The 12,561-nt window shown below is 68.6% G+C and carries 5 protein-coding genes; all 5 read right to left on the bottom strand.

What is annotated here, in order from left to right:
- Nucleotides 1-68: 68 nt before the first annotated feature.
- A complete protein-coding gene (locus tag ABZ570_RS22785; RefSeq protein ID WP_358066992.1) occupies nt 69-2,993 on the bottom strand; it encodes a beta-L-arabinofuranosidase domain-containing protein in 2,925 nt (974 codons plus the stop codon).
- A gap of 191 nt (nt 2,994-3,184) precedes the next feature.
- Nucleotides 3,185-8,449 carry a PxKF domain-containing protein gene (locus ABZ570_RS22780; RefSeq protein ID WP_358066989.1) on the bottom strand — a complete coding sequence of 1,755 codons (5,265 nt, stop codon included), beginning with the start codon at nt 8,447-8,449 and terminating at the stop codon, nt 3,185-3,187.
- 323 nt (nt 8,450-8,772) lie between these two features.
- Nucleotides 8,773-10,695 (bottom strand): beta-L-arabinofuranosidase domain-containing protein, encoded by a 1,923-nt coding sequence (locus tag ABZ570_RS22775; protein ID WP_358066986.1) that lies wholly within the window; start codon nt 10,693-10,695, stop codon nt 8,773-8,775.
- A 2-nt stretch (nt 10,696-10,697) separates the two neighbouring features.
- The gene (locus ABZ570_RS22770) at nt 10,698-11,615 is read right to left on the bottom strand and encodes a carbohydrate ABC transporter permease (RefSeq protein ID WP_358066983.1); all 918 of its coding nucleotides are present in this window, start codon (nt 11,613-11,615) and stop codon (nt 10,698-10,700) included.
- 4 nt (nt 11,616-11,619) lie between these two features.
- The gene (locus ABZ570_RS22765) at nt 11,620-12,531 is read right to left on the bottom strand and encodes a sugar ABC transporter permease (protein ID WP_358066980.1); all 912 of its coding nucleotides are present in this window, start codon (nt 12,529-12,531) and stop codon (nt 11,620-11,622) included.
- Nucleotides 12,532-12,561: the final 30 nt, after the last annotated feature.

The following is a 12,561-nucleotide window of genomic DNA, read 5'->3' as shown; positions in this document are numbered from 1 at the left end:
CCGCCGGGCCGGCTGATCTCAACGAAACACGCGCAGGGCCAGCCACCGGTCTCGGCGGATCGGAGCGGTCACAGCGCCAGATCCCGCTCGGACCTGGCGGCGGCGAGGAAGATGGCCTGCCGCTGCGCTTCGGTGTGCCGCCCGGCGGCGAGCCATTCGTCCAGGACCTCCTGCACCCGCGTGAGGAACTGTCCGTGGTTGCGGAACGGTGCCGTCTCCCAGACCCGGTCGAGGAACGTCTCGCCGTTCTCGTCGCGGATGCCGTCGTTCGGTACGCCGGTGGTGGCCGGCCCGAAGACGACCTCCGGTTCGACCCGCTTCACGTATGGATGGTAGGCATTGAACTGCCCGGGCACCGGATCGGAGATGTAGTACGGCGCCAGGGTGTAGCCATGCGTCGTGAAGTGCATCGGGACATTCGTCGGCTGGATGGCGGCGGCCAGGTCGCCGTCCAGCTTCAGGTCCTTGAAGAAGCTGAACTCCCGGTAGCTGGGCGTGTCGTCCCGGACGACCATGAGGGTGGGGCCATAGAGAATGGACTGGATCGACTTGTTGTCGAGCGCCTTCTCCACCCGGAAGCTGAACGGCATCGAGATGTCGATGACGTCGCCGCGGGTCCAACGCCGGTCGAGGGTGACGTAGCTGCCGGGTAGGGCGGTGAGCCGCTGGCGGTGGCCGTTGACCCGGACGGTGTAGCCCTTCACCGCCCACGACGGCACCCGGAGCCTTATCTTGAGTGGGCCGCCGCCCTCGTCGAACCGCAGTCTGCTGGCGCCTTCGGTCGGGTACTGGGTCTCCTGGGTGATGACGAATCCGCGGCCGGGCCAGGTCAGCGTCGAGGCGATGAAGAGGTTGACGTAGAGCGTCGACTCGTCCGCCGACTGGAAGTAGATCGACTCCTGGTACTTGGTGTGGCTCTCCACGCCGGTGCCGTTGCAACAGCTACCGTTTCCGCCGTACCGGCTGTATTCGATGGTGGTGCCGATCCTCCGCGACCGGCCAGGCCACATGTTCTGGTGGTAGGTCACCTCGGTGGCGGTGACGCTGTCGATGTCCCGGCGTGAGCTGAGGATCTGGTTGTGCAGTGCCTTCTCGTAGAAGTCCAGGTACGCCGGATCCGGCTCGTGGAAGAACAGATTCCGCGTCAGCCGGAGCATGTTGTAGGCGCAGCAGGTCTCGGCGTGCCGCGGGTCCGAGGACGAGGTGAAGCCGGAGGTGATCACACCTCGTACGCCGAAGTGTTCGCTGCGGCCGGCACCGCCGTTGCTGAAGGTGCGGTGCGGGACGACCATCGCCCAGAAGTTCTTGGCAGCGGTGTGGTATTCCTCGACGCCGGTCTGCTCGAAGATCCGCAGGTAGCCGATGTTCGGCGCCATGTACTGGTTGGCGTGCCGCCCGTTCAACTCGTCGCGTTCGGCGAGCGTGGCGTTGAACATCGTGGTGAAGGTGAACGCCTTGGCGGCCTGAAGGTACCGAGCCTTCGCATCGTCGTCCGGAGCGAGCGCCGAGAGCTCGGCCATGACCTCGTTCATCGAGCCGGCCTCGCCAGCGCTGTAGATGTTCCACATCCGATCCAGCTCGGCCTGGCTGTACCGGCTGAGCCGGTGGTGGACCCAGTCCCCCATCCGGAAGACGATGTCCAGCGCCTCCTCGTTGCCGGTCAGGTGGTAGGCGTTGAGCAGGCCCCTCATGATCTTGTGGCAGGTGTACCACGGCGCCCAGACCGCGTTGGCGCCGCTGTTCTCCCTGAGTGTCGGCGGTTCGAGCCGGCTGAACTGGCCCTCGGGGAAGGCGGCGAGGAAGCCGGGGTAGCTCGTGCCGATGATGGTGGCGTCACGGCCGTTGCCCGAGTGGTCGAGGGCCGTCTCACCCTCCTCCTCGAAGCGGTACCAGGCCACCAGGCTGGTCAGCTCCGGCGATCCCGGTGCCGGCTCCGCGGTGGCGAGTGCCTGCACCTCGGCCCCGGTCAGGGCACGGTGGTAGATCCGGAAGTCGTCCACCGTCGCGTTGAGGTACGGGTCGTTGGTGCTCTGCGAGCGCCCGATCCAGTTGTTCGTGGTCGAGCCCAGGTTGGCCGGCGTCAACCGGATCGTGTTCGCGCCGACCTGGACTCCGTTGACGTAGAGCCGGCCGGTGCTGTCCGCGGTGGAGATCGTGACCGCCACGTGTGCCCACTCGCCGACCGGGACCGAGTTGTTCGCGCCGTCGACACGCTGCTCGTTGCCGCTGCCGCTGGTGGTGATCGCGAACCGCGGACCCGTGCTGGCCGATGCCCAGGGAGACAGCGACAGGTACGCACTCGAACCGGTGCCGAAGTTGAAGATCTTGGCGTTGCTCTGGCTGGTGGCCAGCTTGAGCCAGACCGCGATCGTCACGTCGGTGACGCCGTTGAGGAGCCCTGCGGGCAGCAGCACGTACTGGTTCGGATGTGGGTCGCTGAGCCGTACCGCCTTACCGGACCGGCCGGCGACCCGGCCGACCTCCCGTTGGTCCAGCGCCCGCTGGCACTTGCCCAACTCCTCGACCAGGTAGTCGAGCTTGTCGAGGAAGCTCTCCTCGCCGGTGGCGGCGTAGGACTGGGACAGGAGCGTCATGTAGTGCCCGGTGAAGTGCCCACGTAGCAGGTGGTTCGGGGTGTCCCAGCCACCCGGCCAGGTGCCGGGGGCCGGCAGGCCGGCGTTGACCCGGAACAGATGCAGCATCCGGTCCGGTCCGTCGAGGACGTTGCCGGTGCCCGGGTAGTTCCTCGCGTAGTTGAGCATCCGGTCACGCTTCTGCTGGAAGATCCCCTCGTGCAGGGTCACCTGGTCGAGGTCGAACGGCCCGACTACCGGGCGGCCGAGCGGCACCGGACTCTCGCTGGTTTCCGCCCGGCCACCGTCGGCGACGGCCGCCGAGATACCGGTGGCCGAGGTGATGGTCATCGCGGCGGGGGCGGTGGATGCCAACACGCCCAGCCGGAGCAGATTTCGTCGGGAGAACTGCTTGCCCACTTGTCACTCCCCTTGATTCGGCCCGCGTGTGAGCGCGCTCAAGGCCGTTCCCTTGAATGCACCTACAGATCAGCTGGGCAGACTAGGCGTTCTAGTGTTACCGCTAACATCAGCGATGTCAATGCGTCTATGCGGTAAACGCGCAGCGGAGGGGCTGCCGAAGCAGCCCCTCCGCGTACCTCAGCTCCCGGTCAGCGCAGCTTGAACAGTGCGGTGAGAGCGGACCCGTCACGGGTCGTGGCGGTCACCGCGTAACAGGCGCCGGGGCTGGCCGGCGTCTTCCAGTTGTACCGGAACACGCCGTCGGCGTACTTCAGTGCGGTGGCACCGCTGTCGAGCGCCTCGATCTCGGCCGTCGGTGCGCCGGCGGCGCACGTGACCTGCTTGGCCTCGATCGTGACCAGCGCGGGGTCGGTCAGCTCGGTGGTGCCCGAGAAGACCTGGAACTTCATCGGCACGGTGCTGCCGCCCTTGACCGTGTTGAGCACCCCGCCCATGTCGACCGGGCTGTCGAAGCCCTTCAGCGTCCACGGCAGCACCGTGTACGTCTGGGTGGCCGTGCCCACGTTGCCCGCGGCGTCGGTCGCCGTCGCGGTGATGGTGTGCGTGCCGACGTCGGTGCGGTAGCCGCTGACGACGCAGCCGGCCGCACCAGAGGTGGCGTCGGTCGCAGTGCACGTGGGGGCCGGCGGGACCGAACCGAAGTACCCGATGCCGACCGTGGCGGAGAACTCCGCCCGCGGCGCGACCGTGTCGACCTTGACCGTGGCCGCCTTCGGTTCCTCGGCATTGCCGCTGGTGTCGGTCGAGCGGAACTCCACCCGGTGGGTGCCCTGCTGGTCGACGACGACCGGCGCGTCCCCGTAGGTCGTCCAGTCACCGTCGTCGAGCCGGTACTGCGTGCTGGCCACGCCGAACGCGTCCCTCGCGGCGAGCGTGAACGACGGGGCCGTCGTGTACCAACCGTTGTCGCCGTTCGGCTCCGCCGGCGACCAGGTCAGGGTCGTCGTCGGCGCCACCGTGTCCTTGCCCACGGTGAGGGTCAGCGTGGTCCGCGTGGTGCCGGCCTCGCTGACGTAGTCGGGCAGGATCAGGTCACCGACGACGGTGTAGCGGCCGGGGGTCTTGACGATGTTCTCGTCGAAGTCCCAGTCGACGCCGATGGCCTGGTTGTCCCGGGAGCCGTCGTTGTAGGAGACCTCCACCTTGCCGGGCAGGTACGGCAGCTCGCCCACCTCGACGGTCTGCTGGAACGTCTCGGCGCCCTGGATCGAGATGCCGCCCTGGGACATCTCGGGCCGCACGTAGACCCGGGCCTCGGCGATCAGGCCGTAGCCGTCGTTCGTGCCGTAGACCACGAACGGGTCGACGTTGGGCTCCGCGACCATCTCAGGCGTGATCTCCTGCCACGTGAACCCGACCGTGCCGCGGGCGCCGCCTGCGTAGACCGCGTCGAGCGTGCTCGGCAGGGTGGGCACCGCGCCCACGCCGGTCCGGATGAGCACCGGCGAGCGCACCGAGTCCACGGTCTCGCCGTTGGCGCGCCAACGCAGCACGCCGGTGCCCGCGCCGGCGCCCTGGACGCCCCAGATGCGGATGCGCAGGCGGCTGGTCGTGATCGGCGCGAAATCGAAATGGTTGTAGGCGTTGGTGGCCAGACCGCCTGCGTACGTGGACCCCTTGGTGAGGGTGACCGGCGTCCACGTGGTGCCGTCCGAGGAGGTCTCGATGGCGTAGGTGGTGGCCGTGGGCCGGCGGGTGCCGCCGTTGTCGTCGTACCAGTAGATGTCGGTCGACGACAGCCGCACCGGCGAGGTCCAGGCGTACTGGATCCACGCCGCCTGCGCGACGCTGGTGCCGTTCTGCTGCTGGCCCCAGCTGCCCCAGCCGTTGCCGGCGCCGGGGTTCGAGCTGCTCGGGGTGCTCGGGTCGTTGACCCGCTGGTGGTTCTCCCACGACGCGGTACCGCTGGTGGTGGTCGTCGCCGAGGAGCCGAACTCCGCGGAGATCGTCCGCTTGGTGAGGGTCACCGCCACGGTCGCCGCCGAGCGTTTGTCGCCGTCGTCGGCGAAGAGCCGGAACACGTAGTCACCGGGGACGGTGCCGGTCACCCGGGTCGCCAGCGCCTTGGGGTCGGCGAAGATGACACCCGCTCCCTGCGGCGCGGAGACGGTCTCCCAGCCGAAGGTGAGCTCGTTGTCGTAGGGGATGCCGTCGTCGGACGCCGTGCCGACCAGTCTGGTGGAGAGGTTGCCGTCCGCCGAGCCGTCGCGCGTGGCGGTGACCACGGGGGCCTGGTTGGACACGGGCGGCACCTCGCGACCCGAGTCGAACACCTGGATCTCGGAGATCGCCGTGTAGAGGGTCGGGCTGTTCGTGAAGGCGATCCGCAGCTTGTTCGACGTCACGGTCTTGAAGAGCGCCTCGTTGAACTTGGCCGCCGGGACGGTCGGGTTCTTGAACTGGTTCGGCACCTCCTTCCACCCGCCGTTGCCGTCGGGCACCTGGACCCACCAGCGCGCGGGTTCCCGGTAGCCACCGGCCTGCCGATCGCTGACGAAGAAGACCTTCACGTTGTCGAAGGACCTGGCCGACCCCAGGTCGAGCTCGACGTAGCCGTTCTTCTCCGTGGTGCCGTAGTTGCCCCAGTACGGTTCGTTGGCGGTGCTGCCGTCGGTCAGGGCGGCCAGCGACACCGGTCGCTCGGTCTCCTTGATCGCACCGGGGGTGTGGTTCATCGAGGTGGTGCTCCAGCCGGGCGTGTGGAACTGCCGCCACGGCGTCGGCCGCGCGCCCTGCTGGGTGTACGACGAGTTGAGGGTGGCACCCGCCGCCAGGTTGGGCGCGTCCTGGGTGAGGTCGACGCCGGCCGTCTTGAGGTAGCCGACGACGCGGTCGTCCTTGATGGTGGTGTTCACCGCAGTCGGGAAGTTGGTCCCGGCGCCCGCCTTGAAGGTGACGGTCAGGCCGTCCTCGGCGGTGACCTGGTTGGTGTTCGGGTCGTAGGTGAGCTTGCCGAGCTGGTCGGTGCTGACCTTCTTCTCGCCGTCCAGGAACAGGCTGTAGCCGGCGCCCAGACCGTACCTGCTGCCGTCGGGGTCCCAGACGATCGTGACGTCGTGCCCGTGGTAGCGCAGGTTGTTGGCCATGAAGTGGTCGTAGCCGAACGTGATCGGCCACAGCTCGATCTTGTCGTCGGAACGCGCCTGGAGGCCGGCCATGTCCTCGACGAAGATGTAGTTCATGTTCCCGAGCATCACGTGGTTCGGGTTGTTCCGGTTGTAGGTCTTCGTGGTCGGGTTCCAGTTGGAGTAGTACTCCGCCTGGTTCGCGACGCGCGCGTCACCGTTCGGGTAGATGCTCCAGGCCATCCAGTCCAGCAGCCGCTTGGCGTACGCCGGGGTGATGTACTTCTGCTCCGGGTCGTAGTGGCGCAGCGCCGAGCGCACGCCGCGGTACTGCACAGTGAAGTTGATGTTGGAGAAGTTGTTGGAGCCGCCGATCCCGTAGGCCGACCGGTCGTACTGGTTGGCGGTGTAGAACGGGAAGATCGGGAAGTTGTCGCCGTAGGTCAGGAAGCGGTATCCGTCGACGTACTTCTGCCACTGGTCGAACGGAATGAGGTTCTCGGCGTAGACGTCGTAGAGGTTCGACTCCTTGGCCGGGATCAGGTTGCGGGCCGAGACGGGCAGCGGGTTGGCCCGGCCGTTGGAGCTGGCCGCGCTGGTGGCTCCGTACGACGTACCGGCCAGGAACATCCGCATGTCGGGGCTCCACAGCTGGTTGAGGATCGCGTCCCGGATGCCGTCGGCGCCGGCCGCCATCTCGTCGACCTTGGCCTGGTCGGCGCCGGAGATCTGGTACAGCTGCCGGGCGGCGTCGAACGCGCCCCACACGTACGCCGACTCGGGGCGCTCGATCGTCCGCGCGCCGGCCGCGCCGGCGTTGGACTTCGGGAAGCCGAAGGAGATGGCGTCGGCGTCGTTGCCCGGCATGTAGTTGGTGTCGTAGGCGATGAGCTTGTTCTTGTTGCCGTCGTAGTGCTCGAGCTGGCCGACGCCGTCGCCCTCGAAGTACTGGGCGAACTTGCGCGCGATCTCCTTGCCGCCACCGTGCACGTTGTACGCCTCGAGGCCGGCGGTGCCGATGTACTGCGAGTAGTGGTTGTTCCAGCTGGTGTGCCCGGGGCTGTCCAGGAAGGCCGAGGCGCCGGAGAGCTCACCGATGTTGAGGATCTGGCCGTACGGCAGGTAGGGCGTACGCAGCCACTTGGTGTCCTGCAGGTGCATCGGCTGGGTCAGCGCGATGGCGTTCTGATAGAGGTTCGACCCCTCGACGGTGGTCGGGTACTGGTAGACGTAGCCGGACGCGTTCGCGTCGAGGGTGTTGTAGCGCTCGCCCCACCAGCGGTAGACGATGGCCTTCTCGAGCGCGGGGTCGGGGACGTTGATGTAGGGGACGTCCTGGGCCCAGCGGCGGTTGAACTCGGTGATGCCGGTGCGCACGGCCTGGGCCGGCGGCATCGCGGCGTACTCCCGGTAGCTCTCGACCGTCTTCGGCAGCGTGGCCGAGGAGACCGCGCCGACGACCGACAGCGACACGGAGCCGCCGGCGGGCACGGTGATCTGGCGGTCCAGGTTGGTGCCGCTACGGGTGAAGCCGGCACCGGTGAGGTCGACCGTGACCGTGTTCCACGGGGTGTCGACGAGGCCGTTGTTGGCGCCGCTGGTGATGGTGCGGGTGCCGGTGAGCTCGGCCTCGCCCTTGCCGGGCTGGGTGGCCAGCGGCGAGGCGGCGCGAACGGTGAACGTCGCCGGCGCACTGCCGGCGTTGGTGAAGTCGATGGCGGTGACGGCGACGTTGTCGTAGCTGATGAACTTCGTCAGGTCGGCGGTGACGCCGGTGGTGCCGATCGTGTACCGGCCCTCGGCGTGGCTCGGCGCGTTGAACCGGTTCGCGCCGACCTCGGTGATGGTCTGTCCGGGCACGGTGACGGTGTAGAGGTTGCCGAGGTTGTTCGGGCCGCCGACGTACGCGCTGCCGGCGAAGCCCATGGTGGTGAAGTTGTTGGCGCTCGCGCCCCGCATGTACAGGGAGCGGCCCCGGGTCATCAGCACCGCCGCCCCGAGCGTCCCACGGACGCCGAGAACCCGGTCGAGGTAGTAGTCCGTGCCGCCGGCGGCGAGGTCCTTGTCGAAGATCGACTGGTGCATGTTCGCCGCGGTGAACGGCACCCCGGGCTTGAGCTGCGCGGCAACCTCGCTGACGTTGGTGTAGGCGGGGTCGCCGATCTCCATGACGTGGCTCTGCCCGTTGGTGTAGACCCCCACGTCGCCCTCGTTACCGGGCAGGATCGGGCCGGCGGCGTGGGCCGGGGACGGCAGGCCGACGACCCCTCCCATGACCAGCGCGGCCAGCGCGGCCCAGACGGGCGTCCTCCTCACGCGTCTACTCATCGTGTGCTTCCTCCTTGATACCGGCGCGGCTGAGCATCGGGGGCGCTACCAGACCGCACCCTGGTGGTGGTGGGTGATTTCGGGGAACTGCATGCGACTGGTGAGGTCGAAGCGGTGCGGCCGGCCCGGTGGGGTGAGCTCCGGTGAGCAAGGCCACATGAGACCTGAGTGTGAGCGCTAACATATGCGCCGTCAATCCTCGGCCTGACTATTTCTTGGCTGAAGCCCAGGCGGTCGAGCCGCAGGCGTTAGCGCTCACTTTGGAGGTCCGGGTGCCGCGCCGGCCGACCCGATGGTCTCCACCGGTTCATCTCCGGCGGGCGTCAGCCGCTGGGCAGCCAGACGCGCATCGTCGAGGGTCCGCGGTTGGCCCACGCGTGATACTCCACCAGCGGCACCTCGTCGAACTCCTCCCCCGACCCGGCTACCGACCCGGTCCCGACGGCCCGATAGGGCCAGTCGTGGTCCTGCGGGTGCACGCGCCAGCAGCGTACGACGACCCGGCCGTCGAGCAGGCGGGGTGGCTGGTTGGTGTCGACCCGCAGCTCGTCGACGGTCTCGACGCCCGGGACGTCCACCGACTCCAGGGCCAGCACGAGTGGGCCGCGCTCCACCGCGACACAGCCACGGACCGCGTCGATGCGCGCATCCGGGTAGGTGAAACGAGGAGCCATCGGCAGGCACAGGACGGCCGTGTCGCCGAGTCGCCACGTCCGCCGCTCGGTGACGGCGCCCGGGCTGACCGGCCGGGTGCTTCCGTCAACGGTCAGCGTCGCGCCCTCGACCGCCCAGCCGGGCACTCGCAGGGACAGCGACCAGGGCCGGTCGTCGTCGCTGTCGACCCGCACCCGGACATGGCCGTCGTGGGGGTAGTCGGTCGCGACGGTGACGCACAGGTCACGCCCGTCGGCCAGGCGGTGCGTGACGGTGCCGGGCAGGTACTGGTGGAGCTGCAGGCCCTCGTCGTCCGCGGTGGCGACGTACGCCGCCAGGCTGGCCATGGTCCGCGCGACGTTGGTCGGGCAGCAGGACACCTCGAACCAGGGCGCGCGCAGCGAAGCGGCGGCCCGAGGGCTGGGCCGGTCGGCGTCCGGGACGGTGCCGAGTTCCCGGCGGTGCAGGGTGTTGGTGTAGAAGAAGCTGCGGCCGTCGGCCGACGGCGACGTCGACACCACGTTGAACAGCGTCCGCTCGATGAGGTCGGCGTACCGGGGGTCGCCGGAGGCGAGCAACAGCCGCCAGGCGAGCATCACCGAGCCGATGCCGGCACAGCTCTCGGAGTACGCGCGGTCGGGCGGTAGGACCCAGTCGTCGCCGAACGCCTCGTCCTGGTGGCGGGAGCCCTGCCCGCCCGTCACGTACGTACGCCGGGCCACCGTGTTCTTCCACTGCCGGCGCACTGCCGCGAGCAGGTTGGCGTCGTCCGTCTCGACAGCGACGTCGACGGCGCCGGCCGAGAGGTAGTTCGCCCGCACCGCGTGCCCGCGCAACACCGTCGCCTCGCGCACCGGGACCTCGTCCTGGAAGTACTCCCGGCCCCATTCCACGTCGCGGAGCCGGCCATGACCCCGCCGTTCGACGAACAGGGCGGCCTGGGTGAGGTAACGGTCGTCGCCGGTGACCCGGGCGAGCTCGACGAGCGCCGGCTCGATCTCCGGGTGACCGCAGACGCCGTCGATGCCGTCCAGTCCGAACGTCTCGCAGACGTTGTCGGCGGCCCGGCGGGCGACCGCGAGCAGCTCGTCATCGGCGTCCGGACGGGTCCGAGCGCGGGCGACCGCCGCTTGCAGCAGGTGACCGACGCAGTAGAGCTCATGGCCCCACTCGAGGTCGGACCAGCGCGGTTCCTGGCCCGGCCGGCCGAACTTGGTGTTGAGGTATCCGTCGGGCTCCTGCGCCTCGGCCACCCGCCGCACGACGGCGCGGAACCGCGACTCCAGGCCCGCGTCGCCGGTCCGGCCGATCTCCCACGCCATCGCTTCGAGAAACTTGTAGACCTCGGAGTCGGAGAACTCACGTCCGCGGCGCTCGCGGGGCAGGTCGCCCTTCTCGGCCGCGAGGTCGAAGTTCCGGATCCAGCCTTCCCGCTCAAGCCAGTACTCGATGTGCCCGAGCGTCGCCGCGGCGTTGACCGACTGGCGCTCGGCCCAGAATCCGCCCGTGATCCGGACGTCGCCCAGGCCGAGCGGCCGGAGTCGGCCGCGGGACGCCAGAACAGGTGCGGCCGTGGGTACGGTGCCGATCATCGTCATCCTTTCAGGGCGCCGGACATGAAGCCGCGCACGTAGTGTCGTTGAAGCAGCAGGAACAGGACCATGCACGGGAGTGCGAGGACGACGACGCCCGCTTCGGTCGCGCCGTAGTCGACGACTCCCTGGACCTGGCCGCGCAGGTTGGACACGGCGAGGGGCAGGGTCATCCGCTCGGAGTCGTTGATGAGGATCAGCGGCGCCATGAAGTCGTTCCACGCGGCGAGGAACGCGAAGAGCCCGACGGTGATCATGCCCGGCTTCACCGCGGGCACGAGTACCCGCCACAGCGCGCCGAAGGACGAGCAACCGTCGACCATCGCGGCCTCGTCGAGTTCCCGCGGCACCGCCTCGAAGGAGATGCGCATCAGGAAGGTGGCGAACGGCAGCTGGAACACCGTGAGCACGAGGGCCACGCCGACCAGGGAGTTCTGCAGCCCCACCTCGTTGAGCAGCACGTACAGCGGGATGAGCAGCGTCGCGTACGGGACCATGAGGATGGCCAGCGTGGCCAGGAACAGCACGTTCCTGCCGGCGAAGCGGAACCGCGCGAACGCGTAACCGCCGAGCAGGGAGATCAGCAGGGTCAGGGCGACCGTGAGCGTGGACACGAACGCCGAGTTGGCGAGGTAGCGCCAGATGCCGGCCTGATAGGTGGTCAACGTCTCGTAGTTGCCGAACCCCCAGCCGTGCGTCTGATTCGTGCCGGCCTGCGGGGCGATCGACGCGACGGCCGTCCAGACGAGCGGAAACAGGAAGATCACGGCCAACGCCCCGGTCAGGACCCAGTAGGGCGTGCGCAGAGCGATGCCGGCGATGGTGGCACCGCCCGAACCGCCTGGCGCGGCAGGTGCCGCGGGAGGCGCCGACGGCCGCTCGCCGATCACGGTGGTGGTGGACGGGGAACCGGTGGGCATCGCGTCAGCTCTCCTCGGACCGGAAGGCGCGCATCTGCAGCGCGTTGATGATGACCAGGGCCACCAGCACGATGATGGAGATGGCCGCCGCCACCCCGAGGTCGTTCTGGCCCTGGAAGGCCACCGAGTAGATGAGCTGCACCACGGAGATCGTGCTGTTGTCCGGGCCGCCCTTGGTGAGGATGTAGAACTGCTCGAAGGCGAGCAGGGAGCCGGTCACGCAGAGCACGGTGGTCAGCGCCAGCGTCGGACGCAGGAGCGGCAGGGTGACCTTCCAGAAGGTCTGCCAGCGGCTGGCGCCGTCCATCCGGGCGGCTTCGTACACGTCCGCCGATATCCCCTGCAGGCCGACGAGCATGAGCACCATGTAGAAGCCGGCGTAGCGCCAGACGATGAGGAAGATCGTCGAGAAGAGAGCCGCGTTCGGTGTGCCGAGGAAGGTGAAGCCCAGGCGCTCCATCACGGGTGCCAGCGGGCTGGCGTACGGCGAGTAGAGCACGTAGAACAGCAGGGACGCGGAGGCCAACCCGAGCGCGCTGGGCACCAGGAACGACGCGCGGACGAGGTTGTTCCATCGGCTCGACTCCTGTACGAGCAGGGCCAGGCCCAGCCCGAGCAGCAGGAGCAGCACGGTCGCGAGCACGGTGTACTTGACGGTGAACACCACCGAGGACGTGAAGAACCGGTGGTTCACCGCCTTCACGAAGTTGTCTGGGAAGTTGATTCCCTGGTCGCCGGCCAGCAGCGGCCATCTCGACGCCGACATCCGGATCACGAGCAGCAGCGGAACAGCGAACAGCGCCGCCACGAAGACCGCGGTGGGTGTGGCGTAGAGCCAGCCGAGCAAGGCTCGACGGCTGCTGCGACGGGCGGTGCGTCGAATCGCCGCACCGGCTGGAGGCGCGTTGACTCTCATGGGAACCTCTCGTTCATTGGCCGGCGGGCA

Origin of the sequence: Micromonospora sp. NPDC007271 (assembly GCF_040634005.1) — a bacterium.
In the GTDB taxonomy this organism is placed as follows: Bacteria; Actinomycetota; Actinomycetes; order Mycobacteriales; family Micromonosporaceae; genus Micromonospora.
The sequence above is the reverse complement of the archived record's forward strand: the minus strand, read 5'-3'. Positions and strand labels throughout refer to the sequence as shown.

Bases quoted from the DNA above. Each gene is read 5' to 3' on its own strand.
- ABZ570_RS22780 (WP_358066989.1), bottom strand. From the start codon at position 8,449: ATGAGTAGACGCGTGAGGAGGACGCCCGTCTGGGCCGCGCTGGCCGCG.
- ABZ570_RS22775 (WP_358066986.1), bottom strand. From the start codon at position 10,695: ATGATCGGCACCGTACCCACGGCCGCACCTGTTCTGGCGTCCCGCGGC.
- ABZ570_RS22770 (WP_358066983.1), bottom strand. From the start codon at position 11,615: ATGCCCACCGGTTCCCCGTCCACCACCACCGTGATCGGCGAGCGGCCG.
- ABZ570_RS22765 (WP_358066980.1), bottom strand. From the start codon at position 12,531: ATGAGAGTCAACGCGCCTCCAGCCGGTGCGGCGATTCGACGCACCGCC.